General features: G+C 61.2%; 17 protein-coding genes. 9 read left to right on the top strand and 8 right to left on the bottom strand.

Features of this window, described 5'->3' with window-relative positions:
- Positions 1–354: 354 nt before the first annotated feature.
- Positions 355–822, bottom strand: coding sequence for an SdpI family protein (locus F4V60_RS12270; protein ID WP_075730869.1), 468 nt, complete (start codon positions 820–822; stop codon positions 355–357).
- Positions 823–1,153: 331 nt separating this feature from the next.
- On the opposite strand from F4V60_RS12270, the gene F4V60_RS12265 reads away from it, so the two are divergent.
- The gene (locus tag F4V60_RS12265) at positions 1,154–2,407 is read left to right on the top strand and encodes a dicarboxylate/amino acid:cation symporter (RefSeq protein ID WP_075730867.1); all 1,254 of its coding nucleotides are present in this window, start codon (positions 1,154–1,156) and stop codon (positions 2,405–2,407) included.
- A 139-nt stretch (positions 2,408–2,546) separates the two neighbouring features.
- On the opposite strand, the gene trpA is transcribed toward F4V60_RS12265, so the two are convergent.
- Genes trpA through F4V60_RS12235 form a run of 6 tightly spaced genes read right to left on the bottom strand, consistent with a single transcriptional unit; the run spans position 2,547 to position 9,359 of the window.
- Positions 2,547–3,422 carry a tryptophan synthase subunit alpha gene (gene trpA / locus F4V60_RS12260; RefSeq protein WP_075730865.1) on the bottom strand — a complete coding sequence of 292 codons (876 nt, stop codon included), beginning with the start codon at positions 3,420–3,422 and terminating at the stop codon, positions 2,547–2,549.
- Positions 3,423–4,637 (bottom strand): tryptophan synthase subunit beta, encoded by a 1,215-nt coding sequence (trpB, locus tag F4V60_RS12255; RefSeq protein WP_075730863.1) that lies wholly within the window; start codon positions 4,635–4,637, stop codon positions 3,423–3,425.
- Positions 4,638–4,673: 36 nt separating this feature from the next.
- Complete coding sequence (gene trpCF, locus F4V60_RS12250) at positions 4,674–6,128, bottom strand: bifunctional indole-3-glycerol-phosphate synthase TrpC/phosphoribosylanthranilate isomerase TrpF (protein ID WP_075730861.1); 1,455 nt, start codon at positions 6,126–6,128, stop codon at positions 4,674–4,676.
- Complete coding sequence (gene trpD / locus F4V60_RS12245) at positions 6,115–7,143, bottom strand: anthranilate phosphoribosyltransferase (protein ID WP_075730859.1); 1,029 nt, start codon at positions 7,141–7,143, stop codon at positions 6,115–6,117. The genes trpCF and trpD overlap by 14 nt, the downstream gene beginning before the upstream one ends.
- 3 nt (positions 7,144–7,146) lie before the next feature.
- Complete coding sequence (locus F4V60_RS12240) at positions 7,147–7,812, bottom strand: anthranilate synthase component II (RefSeq protein ID WP_075730858.1); 666 nt, start codon at positions 7,810–7,812, stop codon at positions 7,147–7,149.
- A complete protein-coding gene (locus F4V60_RS12235) occupies positions 7,809–9,359 on the bottom strand; it encodes an anthranilate synthase component 1 (protein ID WP_075730856.1) in 1,551 nt (516 codons plus the stop codon). Before F4V60_RS12235 ends, F4V60_RS12240 begins: the two co-directional genes overlap by 4 nt.
- A 436-nt stretch (positions 9,360–9,795) precedes the next feature.
- On the opposite strand from F4V60_RS12235, the gene F4V60_RS12230 reads away from it, so the two are divergent.
- Entirely contained in the window at positions 9,796–10,152 is a 357-nt protein-coding gene (locus F4V60_RS12230) for a cupin domain-containing protein (protein WP_075730854.1), read from the top strand.
- A 43-nt stretch (positions 10,153–10,195) separates the two neighbouring features.
- Here F4V60_RS12230 and F4V60_RS12225 read toward each other — a convergent pair whose 3' ends face one another.
- Entirely contained in the window at positions 10,196–12,043 is a 1,848-nt protein-coding gene (locus F4V60_RS12225) for an FAD-dependent monooxygenase (protein ID WP_075730852.1), read from the bottom strand.
- A 410-nt stretch (positions 12,044–12,453) separates the two neighbouring features.
- Between F4V60_RS12225 and F4V60_RS12220 the strand changes: the two genes are divergently transcribed.
- The 7 genes from F4V60_RS12220 (at position 12,454) to F4V60_RS12190 (ending at position 20,429) form a co-directional block, all read left to right on the top strand.
- Positions 12,454–13,959, top strand: a complete 1,506-nt coding sequence (locus F4V60_RS12220; protein WP_075730850.1) for a fumarylacetoacetate hydrolase family protein — start codon at positions 12,454–12,456, stop codon at positions 13,957–13,959.
- A complete protein-coding gene (locus F4V60_RS12215) occupies positions 13,959–14,678 on the top strand; it encodes a GntR family transcriptional regulator (RefSeq protein ID WP_075730849.1) in 720 nt (239 codons plus the stop codon). Before F4V60_RS12220 ends, F4V60_RS12215 begins: the two co-directional genes overlap by 1 nt.
- Positions 14,662–16,176, top strand: a complete 1,515-nt coding sequence (gene hpaE / locus F4V60_RS12210) for a 5-carboxymethyl-2-hydroxymuconate semialdehyde dehydrogenase (RefSeq protein ID WP_075730847.1) — start codon at positions 14,662–14,664, stop codon at positions 16,174–16,176. Before F4V60_RS12215 ends, hpaE begins: the two co-directional genes overlap by 17 nt.
- 61 nt (positions 16,177–16,237) lie before the next feature.
- Positions 16,238–17,329, top strand: coding sequence for a 3,4-dihydroxyphenylacetate 2,3-dioxygenase (hpaD, locus tag F4V60_RS12205; protein WP_084559237.1), 1,092 nt, complete (start codon positions 16,238–16,240; stop codon positions 17,327–17,329).
- A 63-nt stretch (positions 17,330–17,392) separates the two neighbouring features.
- Positions 17,393–18,178, top strand: a complete 786-nt coding sequence (gene hpaH, locus F4V60_RS12200; RefSeq protein ID WP_075730845.1) for a 2-oxo-hept-4-ene-1,7-dioate hydratase — start codon at positions 17,393–17,395, stop codon at positions 18,176–18,178.
- Positions 18,163–18,957 (top strand): HpcH/HpaI aldolase family protein, encoded by a 795-nt coding sequence (locus F4V60_RS12195; RefSeq protein ID WP_075730843.1) that lies wholly within the window; start codon positions 18,163–18,165, stop codon positions 18,955–18,957. The genes hpaH and F4V60_RS12195 overlap by 16 nt, the downstream gene beginning before the upstream one ends.
- On the top strand, positions 18,954–20,429 hold the full coding sequence (locus F4V60_RS12190; protein ID WP_075730841.1) for an NAD-dependent succinate-semialdehyde dehydrogenase: 1,476 nt from the start codon (positions 18,954–18,956) through the stop codon (positions 20,427–20,429). The genes F4V60_RS12195 and F4V60_RS12190 overlap by 4 nt, the downstream gene beginning before the upstream one ends.
- The last annotated feature ends 62 nt before the right edge of the window (positions 20,430–20,491 follow it).

Genomic DNA, 20,491 nt, shown 5'->3' with positions numbered 1-20,491 from the left:
CCAGTAGCCAGTATTGGCATAACTCCTTGGTGGGGCAGATTTTAAGCCTTAGGTTCATGTAGTTATCCCGTCAGCAGAAACGGGACAAGGATATCATCCCATCTGCAATGGAGTAGGTTTCCAATCATTGGTCTGCCCAACCAAAACTAGCACGGTATCCCAAATGCGACTGAAATCGCTGAGGCTCACAACAATTTCTCTACGTCTCGTTTCAGCGAGCTCCCAGCACTATCGCCAAGGTACTTTCGATTGTGACTAAAGCGTGACGATTGGCTGACCGCAATAATAACGTCACTGTGCTGCATTGAGGAGGTGTCGCCCTCCCGCACTGCCCTTGTCCTTAGGGCAAAGTTTCTATTGCTTGTCTGACTTTTCCGCGGCCTGGCGCAGGGCACCTAGGTCGACCTCAGCGGCCGGCTGCTCCGAGGCGGAATCACAGGAATCACCACAGTTACAGCTATCACCGCAGCCTTCCTCCTCCTCTTTGTGGGCTTGGTCGAAAAGATAGGCTGCGCGGCTTCCCATGTTTGAACCCACGGAGAGCGCAAGAACGGAAACTATCAACATGGCGGCGGGCAGGAGCCACATCCAACCCGAGGCATTCAGTGCAGCGATGCCGCCAAAGAGGAGGGCTACGCCGGAGAGTACCCAGAAAAGTCCAGCCACCTTATGGGCATTGTCCCACGCTGCGCGGGACTTGCGGATCTCTACGAGCCGCAGACCAATCACGTTGTTGCCCGGAAGGTGTCCGGTTGCAGCGAGGCCGCCGACAATGAGGAGGAGCGCGGCGACGATAAGCATGATGATTCCAACTGCGAGCATGCCCCTCATCTTATCGCCTATCGTTGGCGCGGGTTAAATCCCTCGTATTCACTCCTGTATCATTTTTCTCGCAACTTCCAGGATCCGCTGTGGATTTCCCTGTCTGGGCGAGGCAAGTGAAAGACCCGAAAGGGATCAAATCCTTGAGAGATTGCTCAAGGCCTGGGTCATATCGGTTCGCTTCTTACTTTTGTTCAGGTAACATTCCGTGGGTGGCCTGGTCGGGTGCGCCTGTTCGGGGCCGCGAGAATAGTCTTCCTCTGCCTGGCGTCGTGCAAGCTATCCCCGCTAGCGTGTGGCGTTGGGCTCTCCAAATCCGGAAAGTATAACTATGAGTCCCAAGGGTATAGCTAACTCCCTGCTCTTTCGTATTATCGTCGCCATCATTCTTGGCATAGCCCTCAGCTTCTTCGTCCCCGAGTGGTTTGGCCGCATTTTTGCCACCTTCAACGGCCTATTCAGCAACTTCCTCGGCTTCTTCATCCCCGTTCTTATCTTCGCCCTTGTTACGCCGGCCATCGCCGGTATGGGTCGTGGTGCCGGAAAGTGGCTAGGTATTACGGTCGCCGTATCCTATGGCTCTACTATTGTCGCCGGGCTCATCGCCTATGGTCTTTCCCTTGCGATCTATCCGGCTCTGCTGAAGGGCCATGAGATTTCCACCAGCATCTCTGATGTGAATGAGGGTGCTTTGCAGCCTTATTTCGAGGTTGAAATGCCCGCTCCCTTGGAGGTCATGTCCGCGTTACTGTTGGCCTTCTGCATTGGTGTCGGCATGACGGCGGTCAAATCCGACAACCTCTTCAAAGTGGCTCATGAACTAGAAAACGTTATCATCAAGGTGATCTGGGGCTTCGTTGTGCCCCTCCTTCCTGTATTCATCTTCGGCATGTTCCTCAGTCTGGGGATGAACGGCAACCTTCCAACGGTTCTCTCAGCCTTCGCCAAAGTTCTAGTGCTTGCGGTAGTTATGACGATGGTTTATCTCTTGCTCCAATACCTCGTTGCCGGCGCGATCTCGCACCGTAATCCCTTCAGCGCCTTGAAGAACATGGCACCCGCTTACTTCACGGCCCTGGGCACTTCCTCCTCCGCGGCCACGATTCCCGTCACCCTGCGCTGTGCGTTGAAGAACGGCATTTCCAGGCCTGTCGCTGGCTTCATCATTCCGCTGTGCGCCGCGATTCACCTCTCCGGCTCCATGATTAAGCTGACTTTTTATGCTTTCGCCATCGTGTACATGACGGGCATGGATGTCTCCTTCGGCCACGCGCTTGGATTCCTGCTCTTGCTTGCCATCATGATGGTGGCCGCTCCCGGTGTGCCGGGTGGTGCGGTCATGGTCGCCGTTGGCCTGCTGCAGTCCAATATGGGCTTTGATGATGGCATGGTCGCTCTCATGATTGCGGCCTACATCGCTATCGATTCTGTCGGTACGGCAGCCAACGTTACGGGTGATGGTGCCATAGCCCTTGCCTTGGACAAGTTCGCTCGCAAGCACGTCGCCGAGTTGAAGGACCCCGAGGAGATCAAAGAGATCGAGGAGACCGAGAAGTTCGAGGTCGAAGAGATCGTGGACAGGTAGAGTTTCACGTGAAACACTCCCCCTATTGGTTCTGTTAGCTGAAGCAAAGCCGCAGCTGCGAATAGAAGAATCCCCGCCAGTCGGCCCTCAATGAGGCCGGTCTGGCGGGGATTCCAGTTTTGCGATAGGAAGCTTTTCCCTACTGAGCCGCCTTGCGGGTGGCGGCCTTCATGCCGCGCACGAAATCGCTAAGCTCCGCAGCCAAGGCATCCATGTCATCAATGTGGCCGGGTGCCTGATCCTCGTCCACCGCGCCGGTTGTGGTTTCACGTGAAACATGGCGATCAATAATCTTGGTGATGGCAGAGCCGGTAATGGCACCGGCGGCACCTGCGTCGATCGCTGCCTCGACATCTGCTGGGCTGGAGATGCCGAAACCAAGAAGGATGGGTGCTCCCCCGAAACGCTTGACATTCGCCACCACCTCATCGAGACCCCGGGTCTCGGACTTCTTCTCTGTGCCGGTCACGCCGTCACGAGAGATGGCATAGATGTAGCCCTGCGAGCTATGAGCCACGCCTTCCAAGGTGCGCTCTGAGGCGCGTGCCGGAGCGATGAAGATGGGGTCGATACCCGCAGCCTTGGCGGCGGCGACGAAGGGAGCGCCCTCGCGCACCGGGACATCGGGAAGCAAGATGCTATCGGCACCTGCGGCGGCGAACTCAGAGTAGAACGTCTCCAGACCGCGGGTGAAGGGAACGTTGCCGTAGATCAGCATGCCGATGGGCAGGTCCGGAAACTCGGCCCGGATGGTCCTAATCTGTTCGATGGCGGAGTCCACCGTGGCGCCACCCGCCAAGGCGCGAATGTGAGAGGCCTGAATGGTGGGGCCATCTGCCACAGGATCGGAGAAGGGCACGCCTAGTTCGAGCGCATCTGCGCCGGCGGACACGACCGCACGCACGATGTCGAGCGCCTCCGCCGGGCTGGGATCCCCCAGCATGATGAAGGGGACGAAGGCTCCCTCATTGCGGTCCGCGAGTGTGGTGAAGAGCTTCTCATAACGCGCAGTCATTTACTTCTCCTCCTTGAGGATGTATTCGGGACGTGCTTCGAGGGTATGGCGTACGTGGTCGATGTCCTTGTCGCCGCGGCCGGAGAGGGAGACTAGGATAGTGATGTCCTCGTCGCGGCGCTTGAGGGCGTATGCCAGCGCGTGGGAGGACTCCAGCGCGGGGATGATGCCCTCCTTCTTGCTGAGGAGCTGGAAGGCCTCCAGGGCCTCCGCGTCGGTGATGCCCACATAGGTGGCGCGACCCGTCTGCGAGAGGTAGGCGTGCTGCGGGCCCACGCCCGGGTAGTCCAAGCCGGCCGAGATGGAATAGGACTCCTCGACCTGGCCGTCGGAGTTACGCATCAGGTAGCTGCGGGCACCGTGCAGGATGCCGACGGTGCCGTTGTTGATGGTGGCCCCGTGATGGCCAGAGCTGAGACCCTCGCCGGCCGGCTCGGCGCCGACGAGCTCCACACCCTCCTCGTCGATGAAGTCGGCGAAAATGCCGATGGCGTTGGAGCCGCCGCCCACGCAGGCGACGACGAGATCGGGAAGGGCGCCGACCTGTTCGAGCATCTGCGCCTTGGCCTCACGCGAAATGACGCGGTGGAACTCGCGCACGATGGTTGGGAAGGGGTGGGGACCGGCGGCGGTGCCGAGCAAATAGTGGGACTCGTGGAAGGTGGCGGTCCAATCGCGAAGGGCCTCGTTGACGGCGTCCTTGAGGGTGCCGGAACCGGAGTCCACCGGGATCACCTTCGCCCCCATCAGTTCCATGCGGTAGACGTTGGGCTGCTGGCGCTCGACATCCTTAGCGCCCATGTAGATAACACAGTCGAGGTCGAGCAGCGCGCATGCCAAGGCCGTGGCTGTGCCGTGCTGGCCAGCGCCGGTCTCCGCGATGATGCGGGTCTTGCCCATGCGCTTGGCCAGTAGCGCTTGGCCGATGACCTGATTGGTCTTGTGTGCTCCGCCGTGGACGAGGTCTTCGCGCTTTAAGAAGATTCGCGCCTTGCCGCCGAGCTTGGTGGCCTCAGTCAGAGGAGTAGGCCTGCCAAGGTAGTCCTTGAGGTAGCCGGCGAGCTCCTTCTTAAACTCTGGGTCTGCCTGCGCGTCGACGAAGGCTTGTTCCAGTTGGTCGAGGGCTGGGATGAGGGACTCGGGGACGAATTGCCCACCAAACTCCCCGAAATAAGCCGGAAGTAGCGTCTGCCGGTTCTCTTGTGCATCGGTCATGAGATCATTCCTAAACTGCTTGTTCACTATTACTAACTACAAATTACTTGCTAGAGCTGAGTGCTGTTCTTCTTCGCTGACGGTGCTCCGGATGATGGCGAAGGCCCGGGCGATGAGGCCGGAGTCCTTCGTCCCCGGAGAAGTCTCCACGCCGGAGTTGAGATCGACTCCGGCGGTACCAACCTGTAGCGCCTCCGGCAGATTGTTCAGGCCCAGCCCCCCGGCCAGGAGGCACGTGGACTTGAGCTCGGCGGGGATGGAGGACCAATTAAAGGAGATTCCGCTGCCGCCCTGCCCGGCATCGAGCACGAGCCTGTCCACGTGTCCGGCAAGCCCGCGAGCGACTTCTGGACCCTCCGGCGCGTCCATGGAGACAGCGCGCCAGACCTCGCGCTCTCCTACTGCCGCGCGCACGCGGGCGATGAGATCGAGCTCCGTGGCAATGCTTCCTTGATAAGGCGCGTGCACCTGGATAGCGCTCACGCCCGGCATCGCCAGCTCCTCGAAGCCATCGACGCGGCGCGATACCGCGACGTAGTCCAAGTCGGGTTCGTGGGAGATGATGTCTGCGGCGGTTTCACGTGAAACATTGCGGGGCGAACCCTCGGCGAAGACGAGGCCGCCGTAGACAGCGCCGGCCGCGCGGGCCGCCTGGGCCGCGGACCACGACGTGAGGCCGCAGACCTTGTTCTCACCGTAGACCAGGCGCCGGGCCGCGCGGTCGATGTCCGGCTGGCTGGTCAACTGGGAGCCCACAAGGAAGGCGTTGGCATGCCCGCCCAGTCGGCGAGCGGTGGCGTTGTCACGGATGCCTGACTCGGAGACGACGACCTTGCCCGCGGGGACATACTCGGACAACTGGGCCGAGCGCGTGAGATCGATGCTGAGGTCGTGGAGGTTGCGGTTGTTGATGCCGATGATGTCCACACCGAAGGCGCACGCGCGGTCAACCTCTTCGCGAGTGATGGCCTCAGTGAGCACGTCCATGCCGAGACTATCGGCCAGGGCCTTCAGCTCCGCGTAGGTCTCATCGTCCACGATGGACATCATGAGCAAGATGGCATCAGCCCCGTAGTAGCGCGCGGCATAGACCTGGATGGGATCAATGATGAAGTCCTTGCACAGCACCGGCAGGTGCGTAGACAGCGCCACCGTCTGCAGGTGGTCATAGTCCCCGCCGAAGCGATCCGGCTCGCAGAGTACCGAGATCGCGCTGGCGTAGCGCGAATAAACCCGCGCGATGGCACCCGGCTCATAGTGCTCGCGGATGAGCCCCAGGGAGGGCGAGGAGGACTTGCACTCCATGATGAAGCGGTTCCTGCCCTGCAGGGCGCTATAGAGAGAACGCGTTGAGCGCGGCAGGTTCTCCGTGTCCACGTGGGCGATGAGTTCACGGATGGCGGGCAAGTGCGTGCGGCGCTTGGCGACGATCGATTCCAGCACCGTAGGCAGTCCGCCTTGCGGTTCATCGTGTGGCTTACTCTGTGCCATAGTCGGTCTCCTCGTGGGTGCGCAGCCATGCGGCCACCTCGCCCGAATCTATAAGTTGTGCGGCCAGCTGAGCGCCTTCGCGGATAGTGGGTGTAGTGCCGTAGACGTAGAACATCGCCCCAGCGGTGGCCACGATGGCATCGCGATGCGCGGGCTTGCCCTTCCCAGCGAAGACATCGCGGATGAGGCGGGCGTTCTCGGCGCCGTCTCCCCCGGCCAGCTCGGAGAGCTCGTGGCGCGGAATGCCAATCTCCTCCGGCGTGATCTCGTAGTGGGTGATCTCCCCATTGTGAAGCTCCCAGACCTCGGTGGATCCATGCACTGCTATCTCATCGGTGCCGGAGCCGTGCACCACGAGGGCGCGGGTGCGACCCAGCTCGCGGAAGACCTCGGCGATGATCTGCCCCTGGGCCGGATTGGCTATACCCATGATCTGAAACTCGGGGCGCGCGGGAGAGAGCAACGGGCCCATCGTGTTGAAAAGGGTGGAGACCCCGAGCGCCTTGCGTACCGGCTGCACGTGCGCGATGGCGGGGTTATAGGCCGGGGCAAAAAGGAAGGTGAAGTTGGCGCCCTCGAATTGGCGCACCGCCCGCGTCGGGTCCAGGTCCAGCCTGATGCCGAGCGCCTCCAGCACGTCGGCCGAGCCTGACTTCGAGGAGACGGAGCGATTGCCATGCTTGACCATCTTCACTCCCCCGGCGGCCGCCACGAGTGAGGCGGCAGTGGTGATGTTGATGGTATTCGCGCCGTCTCCACCGGTACCGGCGCTGTCCATGAGGCCGGCGCCGGTGATGGGGAAAGGGCGCCCAGCGTCGAGGAAGGCCTTGGCGGCCCCGGCAATGTCCGCGAAGGTCTCGCCGCGGGTGCGAATCGCGGTGAGCAAGGCTGCGATATGGACGTCGTCATAATCGCCGACGGTCAGCGGCAAGAATACGGCAGTGGCCTGCTCCACCGTGGGTTCCTTGATGTCGAGGAACTCCTGGAGGGTGTGTAAGGAGTCGGAGGTGGTCATGGTCTAAAGCCTTTCTGAGCTGGAGGGAGTAGGAGTAACGAGGTGATTGACAAGCTGTTCGATACAACGCTCGAGGATGATGGGCCCGGCGGGGGTGAGCACGGACTCGGGGTGAAATTGCACTCCCAGAGCCATGCCATCGAGCGTCTCCGCCGCCATGACTACCTCGCCGATCTCGGTGGGAGTGTGCGCGAGCGAGCGCATCCCCTCCGGAATCTCGATGCAGCCAAGCGAGTGATAGCGGGCCACGGGTACCTGGGTGCCCACGTAGCCGGGATTATCCGGCTCCGCGTCCACGGTCAGCCCCCGGAAAACCGGGTGCTGCGCGCCTCCCGGGGTCAGAGTCATGGGCACCGTCTGCCCGTGCACTGGGCCGCAAGGTGCGACGGTCCCGCCGTGGTAGTCCAGGAGGGCCTGGAAGCCGAGGCAGACGCCGAAGATGGGGACCTTGCCCAAAGCGGCGTCGATAAGCTGCATCATGTAGCCGGCGTCGTGGGGATGGCCGGGCCCAGGCGAGAGACAGATGATGTCGGGCTGGGCGGCGAGGACGTCTGCGACGGGCACCGTATTGCGAAAGACGGTGGTGCGGTAGCCGGCGAGGGCGTCGACGAGGTTATAGATAAAGGAGTCGCGGTTATCAATCAGAACCACGTGGGGCGATTTATTCATCGGACGACCTCCAGGGAAGCGCCCTGCGCGAGGGCGATGGCATTGAGCACGGCATAGGCCTTGTGGACGGTTTCATCGGCCTCGGATTGGGGAATGGAATCCCGGACCACGCCCGCGCCGGCCTGGACTACAGCCGTGCCTCCCTTGACGTAGGCAGAGCGGATGACAATGCAATTATCCATCGAGCCATCCCCGCGCAGATAACCCACTGCCCCACCGTAGGAGCCGCGCCGGGTTCCTTCGACCTCACGCAGCAGCTCCATTGCACGTAGCTTCGGCGCGCCTGTCAGCGTGCCCATGTTCATGCAGGCGCGGTAGGCATCGAGCGCATCGAAATCCGGGTCCAGCGTGGCAGTAACGCGGGATACCAAGTGCATGACGCGGGAGTAGCGATCAACCTGGAGGAGATCCTTGACCATGCGGGTGCGCGGAACCGCCACTCGGGCGAGATCGTTGCGCGCGAGATCCACGAGCATGGTGTGCTCGGCCACCTCCTTGTGGTCGGTACGCATCTCTAGCTCGTTGCGGATATCGAGCTCGGGGTTGATGGTGCCATCAGGATTGAGGCCGCGCGGGCGGGTACCCGCGATGGGATAAAGCTGCACCATCCGGTTGGCGGCGGTGAACTTCAGGTTGGACTCCGGGGAGGCGCCAAAGAGCTCATAGTCCGCGCCGCGGATGTAGAACATATAAGGCGAGGGGTTAGTATCGCGCAGGCGGCGGTAGGCGGCGAAGGCATCCGGGCAATCGAGGCTGAAAGAGCGCGCGGGAACCACCTGGTAGATATCGCCGGCGTCAATGTTCTTCTTGAGCTGCTTGACGTTGCGGCGGAAAGTAGCGTCATCGACGCTGGCGGTGGCGCGCAGCGGCTTAGGCTCTGCTGCTTCAGTCTCCGTCGAAGGCGCCTTGGGTGAATCGGCCGCTGCGGTGGCTGCGAGGTCGGCCGAGCGAGTGAGGGATTCCTCCAACACCTGCTTGTCAGTTCCCACTCCTTCCACCCGCGCACTTCTGTCGAGGTGGTTGACGCTTAAAAGCTCTTCGGCCACGAGGAACTCGTAGTCCGGATAATCGTTGACGCCTTCGGCCACCTCGGGGAGATGCTCGAAGGTGCCGAGGTAGTCAAAGGCAAAGCCGCCGCCGAGGAAGGGCAGCATCGTGCTGGAATAAGCAGTGTCGAGTTTCAGCGCCCGCAGGATGTCCGCCGTGGAGCTATCCCGCAGCCGGGCGCGCTCATCGATTTCATCCGAGAACTCGAAGCCGAAGGTGGCCTGCCCCTCCCCCTCTCGGAGCAGACGCTCGGCGAACTCTTGGGTGAGCACGGCTAAGAGGGCCTCCCCAGTGGGCGTGAGTGCTCGGGCGGTAACCTCTTGTCCGCGACACGTCACGCGCAACGCCGCTTTGGTGATGGCTATGCAGTTGAGGTTTTTCTTCGACTCGATATCCGCGGCCTCTAACAAGAGGGAGTCTCGCGGCGTGGCAAGCGCGTGAAATAAGGCGGCGGCGTCGTGGCTATACGCTACCTCGCGCTCGCTGGTAATGAACGGCATGGTGCCCCTTTGCGGATGTGGATTCGCGATTATCCTCACGAATTCTATTCTGGCAATTATCGCCCGTGTGCAGGCTTAGGACAGCAAAAACGCCGAAAGGCCCGCAGCAGCGGACCCAAATTTGGTTTGTGAAAGACGGCCCGCAGGTTATGCGCGCCACCACCAGTTCGTAGACTTAAACTTCACCCGCCCTACTTTAGCACCATCTTCCCCGCTCGCACAGCGCAAGAGCCGAAAGTTTTTCAGCTGCTGTGCCGAGTGCCGTGATCATCCACAGGCCACAGTGGGCGATAGAAAGACCGCGGCCGGCAATAAAAGGCACAGTGACGTAAATGGCGTATGTAGTTGATACCCTTGAAACCTCATCGCTGTGATTCTTGTTCGCTCTTCAGAGCCCCGTCCCCCGAGCAAGCGACAATGCTCTAGGATGGGCCTCATGACACAGAACCTGAAAGACTTAGTGCCAGTGGCCTTAAAGAACGCAGGCTCCGAGGACAATGGGCGGTGGGCCGAGATCGTGGTCAAGGATGGGCCGCTGCGGCAATCAGTTATCGCCCTGCTGGCGGGAAACGCACTCGATGAACACAACTCTCCCCCGGCAGCGTCGATGTACGTTCTCGAGGGCGAAGTCGAAGTGGGCGGCCAAGCCCCCGGGCAGCACACTGATACCTTCATTGCCGGAGAGATCGCAGCGTTGACTCACCACCGCCACTGGGTCAAGGCGAAGCGCGATAGCGTCTTCTTGCTGACAACGGTGACCAGCGTAGCCGGGCAGCAGAGCCACGGCAGCTAGTGCCGGATGGTGTGTAGAGGATTATTACAGATCTCGTGCCGGGCTAGCGTTTGAATAGGGCGCGGGAGAAGTACTCGTCCACAGCAGCGGGCTCATCCAGGCGCAGCACGGCACCCACGTACTGGTCTGGGCGGACAATGACAACCGCTCCCTCGCGCGAGATGCCACGTGCCTGGAAGATGTCACCCTCCCCGGGTAGCGCGTTAAAGACATTTTCCCAGTTGGGAACCTGTAGGGATCCATTTACCGGGCGGAATAGGCGCGGGGCGTCGAGAACGCTGTACTGCCGGTGATCGGTGGTCTGATAGATGGCTTTCACGTCGAAGAAGGCATTCTCATCCAATCCTTGCGGCGCATAGCTCGCCAAGATATCGCCGACCTGCTCGGCCCAAGAATCCATCGCGGAAGGATCAGCAGGAGTCGCCGAATCGGCGAAGGCATAGATGCGATAGCGACCGTCAGCACTATGCTGGTGACCCAAGTGAAGGGGATAGGCGTCGCAGCGGCGCAGTACCTCAAAAGACTTGAAGCGTTTGCCCACGGGGTATCCGGTGGCTAGATCCTGGTGCCTCCTATCCCCTACCACCATGTTTGCTTCATACTCCGTCATCATTCCGGCGGCGAATTCCTCGGCGGCGACATAGAACTTCTCCACCGCGCCTGGATCCTCCAGCTCTTCCGGCGGCGTGGCCATGAGCGTGGACCACATACGGTCGAAGTTGATGAGATTGAGCGCGGCGGGCTGGCGCTCGAGGTGATACGTGCACAACAGCTGCTCCGGGGCGCGACCGGAGAGGACGTGTCCAAGTTTCCATCCGAGGTTAAAACCGTCCTGCATGGAGACGTTCATTCCCTGGCCGGCCTTGGCCGAGTGGGTATGGCAGGCGTCGCCAGTAAGGAAAACGCGGGGACTATCCCCGTCATCGGCGAAGGACTCCACCAGCCGGTGGCCCACCTCGTACACCGAGTGCCAGGCCACCATCTTCACATCGATGAAGTAGGGAGAGTAGATCTCGTTGGCTTTCTCTATGATTCGCTCGATGGGGGTGGAGCGAATAGCGCCACCATCTCCTGCAGGTACCACGCCCAAGTCGACATAGACACGGCACAGATAGCCGCCCTCGCGGGGGATGTGCAGGATGGAGCCTGCCCGCGAGTGAATGGCGCATTTGGTGCGCCAATCCGGGAAATCGGTGTCCACCACGACGTCCATCACTCCCCAGGCGTGATTGGCTTGATCGCCCTGGAGCTTGCCGCCGATGGACTTTCGCACCTGGGAGCGCGCGCCATCGCAGCCCACGACATATTTCGCCTCCAGCTCACGGGTGTTTCCGTTTCCATCCTCCACCACGGCCTTGACGGGGTACTCCCCTTCCCCCACCTCCAGGGAGATGAAGGACCAGCCATAGTCAGGCGTGATGCGGGCAGGTCCCCGGCGGGCAAAGCGTGCAAAGTAGTCCAGCACGCGGGCCTGGTTGACAATAAGGTGGGGAAACTCGGAGATGCCGCTTTCGTCATCGACGGGTGTGGCGCCACGCTTGATGTGGTTTCTGTTTTCCGGGTCGGGGTTCCAGAAAGCCATCTCGGTGATCTCGTAGGCCTCTTCTTCTATTTCCTTGGCAAAGCCAAAGGCCTGAAAGGTCTCAACCGAGCGGGATTGGATGCCATCGGCCTGGCCCAGCTCCAGGCGGTGGGGGCGGCTCTCAATGATCCGGGTATTGATGTCGGGGAACATGGCCAGTTGCGCGGCGGTTACCATCCCAGCCGGGCCGGAGCCCACGATGAGGACGTCCATCTTCTCTGGGAGCTCTATTGGGCGATCGATGCCGTAGCCGGCAGCCGCGAGTTCGCGGGGATCGTGAGAAACATAGCCATTGTGGTGGAACTGCACGATGGTCTCCTTCGATGACTTAAATAATCGCGCCTCACGTGGGCGGTGAGTGCAAAGTTTGTGGGTGGGTGTCTGCCTTGCTCTTCAGGAAGAAGATGCGTTGCAGCGACGGGTGTGTGCGCCGGGGAGCCCGCGGCCGCAGCCGCAGATAAGTGATGTGGAACAAGTATCAATCACACTGTGATCTACCTCTTAGATGGTGAATAATATATGATGCTCGCTTCTTGCACAACGGTCATTTCTTTTGAAGCCCGGACTCAGTGCTTATCTACTCATTTGCCGGGTGTTGAGACGCATAAAAACGTGTTCTATACCTGCATCAAGCAGAAGATGTGAGTTATAGCACTTGCAGCGTGAATGAAGATAATATACGATTCGAGCAAACATTCCAGAGAAGAAGGGATCCCTTCATGGCCTTTCCGAGCATCTTGCCCGAGCAGCCAGGCAAAATCATTGCTGTTCACGTGGCCTTCGAGTCTCGCGCGGCGCAGCGTGGGCGCCGGCCCCGTGTGCCCAGCTATTTCCTCAAGGCCACGAGCAGCCTGGCCGAATCCGGAGGCACCCTCGCCCGGCCCTCTGGGACCGAGTTGCTCGCCTTTGAGGGCGAGATTGCACTCATTATTGGCGCACCCGCCAAGGATGTGAGTCTGGAGGAGGCATGGAGGCACGTCGCCTTTGTCACCGCCTCCAATGACGTAGGCCTCTATGACTATCGGGCTGCGGACAAGGGATCCAACACTCGCTCCAAGTCCCGCGACGGCTACACCCCTATAGGCCCGCGCCTCATCGATGCTCAGGCGATAGACCCGAAGCAGCTGCGCCTGCGGACCTGGGTCAATGGGGAGCTAGTGCAGGAAGGCGATACGAGCGATGCCGAGATGATCTTCCCCCTCGCGCAATTCGTCGCCGATCTTTCCCAGCATCTCACCCTCGAGACGGGGGACATTATCCTCACGGGCACGCCAGCGGGATCGACGGTTATCGTGCCAGGCGATGTCGTCGAGGTCGAGGTTGATGTCCCAGGAGAGTCCAGTTCGGGACGCTTGAGCAGCACCGTCGTAGAATCTACCGCCGACTTCGATCCCGCCATTGGGGATCTGCCGAGTGTCGATGATAAACAAAGAGAAGACGCCTATGGGGACCGTGCGGCCGCAGGCCTTCCTCCCCTGACTAGCTCTGAGCCTGATCCAGAATCTAGCCCCGAACTGATCCCCGAACTAACCCCGGAGCTGCGCAGCAAGCTGGAAGCAGTCCCCACTGCGGGTCTGTCCGCGGAGCTGCGTCGCCGCGGCATCAATCAGTTAGTGATAGAAGGCGTCTATCCGCAGACGGCGGGCACCAAGATGGTCGGCATTGCCCGCACGCTGCGATTCTTGGCTGGCCGCGAGGATCTTTTTAAGACTCATGGGGGCGGCCTGAATGCCCAGAAGCAGGTCTTTGACACTGTCCGCGCAGGCGAGGTCATTGTGATCGAGGCTAGGCGTGAGGCGGAATCCGGCACTCTGGGAGACATCTTGGCTCTGCGGGCGAAGGTGCGCGGGGCCGCGGGAGTGGTGACTGACGGAGGGGTGCGGGACTATTCGGCGGTCAAAGAGATTGGTCTTCCCGTATTCACCCAGGGTGCCCACCCCTGTGTCTTGGGTCGGCGCCACGTTCCTTGGGATAGCGATGTTGCCATTAGCTGCGGTAATGCCACTGTAGTGCCGGGTGATGTCATTGTCGGAGACGATGATGGTGTCATCGTCATCCCCCGCAGTATTGCCGCCGAGGTGGCCGAGGAGGCCTTGGCCAAGGAGCGACAGGACGAGTGGGTGGCCCAGCGCGTGGAGTCAGGTGAAAGCCTCGACGGGCTCTTCCCTCCCACCGGAGACAATAAGCAGGCCTATGAGGATTTCTTGAACAGCGGTGATAAGTAATGACAGCACAACTGAGCAAATCCCAACAAGCCTATGAGTGGATAAGCGCCAAGATCCGTACGCGGGAGTTCGAGCCGGGATACCGGCTGGTGCTCTCCTCCCTCGCGGAAGATATTGATGTCAGCGTTGTCCCCGTCCGGGAGGCAATCCGCCAACTAGAGGCTGAAGGCTACGTCACCTACGAGAGAAACGTGGGTGCGCGCGTGAGCACCCATAACCGCGAAGCCTATTTCAACTCCATGGATATCGTCGCCACCTTGGAGGCCCGCGCCACGGCACTTTCTGCGCCCTTGCTAAAAGCCGGTGATTTGGAGCAGGCACGCGAGCTCAACCGGCAGATGAGCGAGCTTGATGTTCGCCATGATCCTGATGAGTTCACGCGGCTCAATAAGCAGTTTCATAGCGTGCTTTTTGGCCGCTGCCCCAACGAGCAATTGCTCAAGCTCGTCTATGAACAGTGGAAGCAGCTGGAGTACCACCGCGTCTCCACATTTCGCTACGTCCCCGAAAGAGCACAGGAATCCGTTGCAGAGCACGAAAGGTTAGTCAGCCTCATCGAGGCAGGCGCCGATGCGGACTACCTGGAAAGGGTGGCACGCGAGCACCGCTTGGCGACAGCCCAGAACTACCGCGAATCGAATGAGAAATCGGGCCTCAACGGCCGCACCCACAACATCGAAATTAACCCAGGAGAGCCCCACCATGAGCATCAACAATGACGCCGCCCGCCCCACCGACCTGCCTGAGAAGATCCTGCACTACATTGATGGGGCGTTTGTTACCTCCATCGACGGCGATGAGTTCGACGTCCTGGATCCGGTGACCAATGACAACTATATTAAGGCCGCCTCGGGCAAGCCCGCGGACATCGATAAGGCAGTGGCTGCGGCGCGCGCGGCCTTTGACAAGGGTGAGTGGGCGCAGGCCCTGCCGCGGGATCGTGCGCGTGTCCTCAACAAGATCGCAGACATCGTGGAATCCCGCGCAGAGAAACTCGCCGCATGGGAGTCTTTTGATTCCGGCCTTCCCATCACGCAGGCCAATGGACAGGCCAAGCGAGCCGCTGAGAACTTCCGCTTCTTTGCAGACCTGATCGTGGCGCAGATCGATGATGCCTATAAGGTGCCGGGGCGCCAGGTAAATTACGTCAACCGCAAACCAATCGGCGTCGCGGGCTTGATCACTCCGTGGAATACGCCCTTCATGCTTGAATCCTGGAAGCTGGCCCCGGCGCTGGCCACGGGAAACTCGGTAGTTCTTAAGCCGGCAGAGTTCACCCCTCTATCCGCGCAGCTGTGGGCGGGAATCTTCGAGGAGGCGGGCCTGCCCAAGGGCGTATTCAATCTGGTCAATGGCTTCGGTGAGGAGGGGTATGCCGGTGACCCGCTGGTCAAGCATCCGGATGTCCCACTCATCTCCTTTACCGGAGAGTCCCGCACGGGCCAGGTGATCTTCGGCAACGCCGCGCCCCACCTCAAGGGCCTGTCGATGGAGCTGGGCGGCAAATCCCCCGCCGTCGTCTTCGCTGACGCGGACCTTGATACCGCCATCGAGGCATGCATCTTCGGGGTCTTTTCCCTCAACGGTGAGCGCTGTACGGCCGGCTCGCGCATCCTGGTGCAGCGGGAGATCTATGAGGAGTTCGTGGAGCGCTATAGCGACGTCGCCAAGCGGGTGAAGGTGGGCCTGCCCTCAGATCCCACCACGGAGGTCGGCGCGTTGGTGCATCCGGAGCACTTCGAGAAGGTCGTCTCCTATATCGAGATTGGAAAGCAGGAGGCACGGCTGACCGCTGGCGGCGAACGCCCCGCGCAATTCCCGGAGGGCAACTTCGTCGAGCCGACCGTTTTCGTCGATGTTGAGCCCTCCGCCCGCATCTTCCAAGAGGAGATCTTTGGCCCCGTCGTGGCAATCACTCCTTTCGACACTGACGAGGAGGCGCTGCAGCTGGCCAATAACACCTCCTATGGTCTGGCCGCCTACGTGTGGACCTCTGACCTCAAGCGGGCGCATAACTTTGCGCACAACGTCGACGCTGGCATGGTGTGGCTCAACTCCAACAACGTGCGCGATCTCCGCACGCCCTTCGGCGGGGTCAAAGCCTCCGGCCTGGGACATGAGGGCGGGTATCGCTCCATCGATTTCTATACCGACCAACAGGCCGTACACATCAATCTTGGCAAGGTGCACAACCCTGTTTTTGGCAAGCAGGGCTAGAGACGCACCAGCCCCGCCCCCGATCCCACCAGCCCGCCCCTCTCCCCCAAAGGAAATAACCATGTCCCATTCCCCGGTGTCCCAGTCCCCTGCGCCAGATATTTTGCGCTGTGCCTACATGGAAATCGTCGTCACAGACCTCGCCGCGAGCAGAAAATTCTACGTTGATACGCTCGGCCTGGTAGTAACCTACGAGGACGAGAATGCGATCTACCTGCGCACGTACGAGGAGTTCATCCACCACAATCTCATCCTGCGTAAGGGCCCGGTGGCCGCGGTGGCAGCATTTTCCTATCGCGTGCGCTCCCCGCAGGACCTCGACTTAGCTGAGGAATTTTATAGGGCGCGCGGCTGCGAAGTGCGCCGCAACCCGAATGGATTCGTGCGCGGCATCGGTGATTCCGTCCGTGTGCAGGACCCGCTGGGTTTCCCCTATGAGTTCTTCTACGAGGTGGAGCACCGCCCACGCCTGGCCTGGAGCTATGACATACACATTCCGGGGGCGCTGGTCCGGCTCGACCACTTCAACCAGATCACCCCGGATGTACCACGCGCGGTTGCCTACATGGAGAACCTTGGCTTCCGCACCACGGAGGACATTCGTGATTCCGAGGGTACGGTCTATGCGGCCTGGATGAGGCGCAAACCCACCGTGCATGACACCGCCATGACTGGCGGGGATGGACCGCGCATGCACCACATTGCCTTCGCCACCCATGAGAAGCACAACATCATCGCCATCTGTGACAAGTTGGGTGCGTTGCGTGAGTCAGACCGCATCGAGCGCGGGCCAGGACGCCATGGGGTGTCCAATGCCTTCTATCTGTATCTGCGCGATCCGGATGGTCACCGCGTTGAGATCTATACGCAGGACTATTACACCGGGGATCCGGACAACCCCCTGGTCAGTTGGGACGTGCACGATAACCAGCGCCGCGATTGGTGGGGAACCCCGGTCGTCCCCTCCTGGTACCGCGATGGCTCCCGCGTCCTCGACCTCGACGGCGAGCCCGTCCCCCTCGTCGAACGCCGCGAGGAGTCTGAGCTCGCACAAACCATTGGTGCCGACGGCTTCTCTTATACCCGCCCGGATGATGGCGAGTCCATGCCGGAGTGGAAGCAAGGAGAGTACAAGCTGGGCAACCAGCTCTGAGATCCGGCCCAAGGTTTCACGTGAAACACTGAAAAACTCACCCCTGTTAAGGATGAACCCCCTATGTTGAATAAGGAAGAGCACGCAGCCATCGCGGATGAGCTGTCGCAGGCTGCCCATTCGCGCACCATGGTCCCGCTTTTGCGCACTCGCTATCCCGAGATGACTGTCGAGGATTCCTACGCGGTCCAGGCCGAGTGGGTGCGCCGGGCCCTCAACGCCGATCGAAAACTCGTGGGTCGCAAGATTGGGCTCACCTCGAAGGTGATGCAGGAGGCCACCGGAATCACGGAACCGGACTATGGCGCCATCTTCGCCGACCAAGTCTTCGAAAACGGTTCCGTCATCGATCACTCGCAGTTTGCTTCTGTGCGCATTGAGGTCGAGCTGGCATTCGTGCTCAAGGAGGAGCTCTCCGGCCCGGGTTGCACGATTTTCGACGTCCTGCGCGCCACCGAGTACGTCACCCCGGCGCTCGAGATCCTGGACTCGCGCATCGAGATGGAGGGAAGAACCATCGTCGATACCATCGCCGATAACGCCGCTTTGGGCGCAATAGTCTATGGCGGCAGGCCGGTCAAAGCAGATGACGTGGATCTGCGCTGGGTGGCCGCCCTGCTCTACCGCAACGAGGCAATCGAGGATAGCGGCGTGGCCGCCGCCGTGCTCAACCACCCGGCCCAAGGCGTGGCCTGGCTGGCCAATAAATTGGCGGCCCACGGCGACTCCTTGGCTGCGGGCGACATCATTCTCGCCGGCTCATTCACCAAACCCATGTGGGTTCATCCAGGCGACACCGTCCACGCCGACTACGGAGAATTGGGGTCCATCACATGCCGCTTCCAGTAGAGCTGCCCGAGCCCTTCCACGAGGAGATGTCGGCCTCTGATTCCCCACTCATCGGTGCCTGGGTATCGGCGGGCTCGGCCACCAATGCCGAGATCCTCGCCGCCGCCGGTTTCGATTTCCTGCTTGTCGACGCCGAACACTCCCCCTACGGCCTCGAAACCGTTACCCACCTGCTGCGGGCTACCGATGGCTATGGTCCCGCCCGCATAGTGCGGGTCCCAAGCAATGACACCGTGCTTATCAAGCAGTATCTGGATCTCGGCGCCCAGAACATTATGGTGCCGATGGTGGAGAGCGCCTCGGAAGCAGCCGCGGCCGTCGCGGCGATGCACTACCCGCCACGCGGGGTGCGCGGCGTAGGAAGCGCACTCGCGCGATCCTCGCGCTGGAACGCGGTGGAGGGTTACCTGGATCGCGCCTCCGAAACCGTAAATCTCACGGTACAGATCGAGTCCGCGCGCGGGGTGGCCAACGCCGCAGAGATCGCCGCAGTGGACGGAGTGGACCAAATCTTCGTCGGGCCCGCAGATCTGGCTGCCTCCCTGGGGCACCTGGGCAGGCCCCGCCACCCCGAGGTTGTCGCCGCCATCGACCAGGCCTTTGCCGCCGCGGCCAAGGCTGGAAAACCGGTGGGTGTCAACTGTTTTGACAGGGCTCAGGCGCGGGAGTTTCTCGCCGCGGGGGCATCCTTCGTCTTGGTGGGGGCAGATGTGCAGCTTCTCAGTCAGGCGGCGCGTAATCTGGCAGATGAATTCACGCAGAAAGGATCGAATTTATGAGTATTGACATCCAGGAGTTGCTGGCGAAGGTTCCCACCGGGCTGCTTATCGGTGGGAAGTGGCAGGAGGCTTCCAGCGGGGAGACCTTCGATGTGGAAAACCCTGCCACCGGCGAGAAGCTGGCCACGCTTTCTTCAGCTAACTCGGATGATGCCGTGGCTGCTCTGGACGCGGCCTGCGGCGTGCAGGCCGACTGGGCAAAGACCTCGCCCCGCGAGCGCAGCAACATTCTGCGCCGCGCCTTCGAGCTCGTCACCGAGCGCAAGGATGAGTTCGCGGCACTCATGACCCTGGAGATGGGCAAGCCCTTGGCCGAGGCCTACGGCGAGGTCACCTACGGCGCCGAGTACCTGCGCTGGTTCAGCGAGGAGGCCGTCCGAGATTATGGCCGCAGCCTTCCCGCCCCTGAGGGGACCCTGCGCATGGTCACTCGCCGCAAGCCGGTGGGCCCGTGCCTGCTCATCACCCCGTGGAACTTCCCCTTGGCCATGGCCACCCGCAAGGTTGCTCCGGCCGTCGCCGCCGGCTGCGTCATGGTGCTCAAGCCAGCCAAGCTCACGCCGCTGACCTCCCAGTACTTCGCTCAGACCATGATTGAGGCCGGTCTGCCTGCCGGTGTGCTTAACGTGGTCTCCGGCCAGTCTGCCTCCGCGATCTCCGAGCCGCTCCTGGCGGACTCGCGCCTGCGCAAGGTCTCCTTCACCGGCTCTACCGCCGTGGGCAAGACCCTGCTCAAGGCTGCCGCGGAGAACGTTCTGCGCACCTCGATGGAGCTCGGCGGCAACGCCCCGTTCATCGTCTTCGAGGATGCCGACATTGATCAGGCCGTGGCCGGTGCCATGGGTGCCAAGATGCGCAACATCGGCGAGGCCTGCACCGCAGCCAACCGCTTCATCGTCCACGAATCCGTTGCGGATGAGTTCGTGGCGAAGTTCGCCGCGAAGATCTCCGAGCTCAACGTTGGCAATGGCCTCGAGGAGGGCATCACTTGCGGTCCGCTGATTGAGCGCAAGGCCCTGGACAACATCGCCGCGCTTGTCGAAGACGCTGTTGCCAAGGGCGCCACCGTAGTCACCGGTGGCAAGCCGCGCGGCGAGGAGGGCTACTTCTACTCCCCCACCGTCTTGACCAATGTCTCGCGCGAAGCGCGCGTGGCGCAGGAAGAGATTTTCGGCCCGGTGGCCCCCATCCTCACCTTCCGCGAGGAGGCGGAGGCCATTTCTCTAGCCAACGACACCGAGTACGGTCTCGCCTCCTACGTCTTCACCGAGAACTCCGACCGCATGTGGCGCTTGGCTGACGGCCTTGAGTTCGGCCTCATGGGCTTCAATGCCGGCGTTATCTCAAACGCCGCAGCCCCCTTCGGTGGCGTGAAGCAGTCCGGCCTGGGCCGCGAGGGCGGCGCCGAGGGTATCGAGGAATATACCGCGCTGCAGTACATCGGCGTGCGCGATCCTTATGCCAACGCTTAAAAGCTAGTGGCTGCCTAAGCTGTCTAGGGTTTTGCACCCACGGACAATACGTGTGCGTAGTC

It is taken from the genome of Corynebacterium flavescens, from assembly GCF_008693105.1.
Classification (GTDB): Bacteria; Actinomycetota; Actinomycetes; order Mycobacteriales; family Mycobacteriaceae; genus Corynebacterium; species Corynebacterium flavescens.
The sequence above is the reverse complement of the archived record's forward strand: the minus strand, read 5'-3'. Positions and strand labels throughout refer to the sequence as shown.

Bases quoted from the DNA above. Each gene is read 5' to 3' on its own strand.
- F4V60_RS12270 (WP_075730869.1), bottom strand. From the start codon at position 822: ATGCTCGCAGTTGGAATCATCATGCTTATCGTCGCCGCGCTCCTCCTC.
- F4V60_RS12265 (WP_075730867.1), top strand. From the start codon at position 1,154: ATGAGTCCCAAGGGTATAGCTAACTCCCTGCTCTTTCGTATTATCGTC.
- trpA (WP_075730865.1), bottom strand. From the start codon at position 3,422: ATGACTGCGCGTTATGAGAAGCTCTTCACCACACTCGCGGACCGCAAT.
- trpB (WP_075730863.1), bottom strand. From the start codon at position 4,637: ATGACCGATGCACAAGAGAACCGGCAGACGCTACTTCCGGCTTATTTC.
- trpCF (WP_075730861.1), bottom strand. From the start codon at position 6,128: ATGGCACAGAGTAAGCCACACGATGAACCGCAAGGCGGACTGCCTACG.
- trpD (WP_075730859.1), bottom strand. From the start codon at position 7,143: ATGACCACCTCCGACTCCTTACACACCCTCCAGGAGTTCCTCGACATC.
- F4V60_RS12240 (WP_075730858.1), bottom strand. From the start codon at position 7,812: ATGAATAAATCGCCCCACGTGGTTCTGATTGATAACCGCGACTCCTTT.
- F4V60_RS12235 (WP_075730856.1), bottom strand. From the start codon at position 9,359: ATGCCGTTCATTACCAGCGAGCGCGAGGTAGCGTATAGCCACGACGCC.
- F4V60_RS12230 (WP_075730854.1), top strand. From the start codon at position 9,796: ATGACACAGAACCTGAAAGACTTAGTGCCAGTGGCCTTAAAGAACGCA.
- F4V60_RS12220 (WP_075730850.1), top strand. From the start codon at position 12,454: ATGGCCTTTCCGAGCATCTTGCCCGAGCAGCCAGGCAAAATCATTGCT.
- F4V60_RS12215 (WP_075730849.1), top strand. From the start codon at position 13,959: ATGACAGCACAACTGAGCAAATCCCAACAAGCCTATGAGTGGATAAGC.
- hpaE (WP_075730847.1), top strand. From the start codon at position 14,662: ATGAGCATCAACAATGACGCCGCCCGCCCCACCGACCTGCCTGAGAAG.
- hpaD (WP_084559237.1), top strand. From the start codon at position 16,238: ATGTCCCATTCCCCGGTGTCCCAGTCCCCTGCGCCAGATATTTTGCGC.
- hpaH (WP_075730845.1), top strand. From the start codon at position 17,393: ATGTTGAATAAGGAAGAGCACGCAGCCATCGCGGATGAGCTGTCGCAG.
- F4V60_RS12195 (WP_075730843.1), top strand. From the start codon at position 18,163: ATGCCGCTTCCAGTAGAGCTGCCCGAGCCCTTCCACGAGGAGATGTCG.
- F4V60_RS12190 (WP_075730841.1), top strand. From the start codon at position 18,954: ATGAGTATTGACATCCAGGAGTTGCTGGCGAAGGTTCCCACCGGGCTG.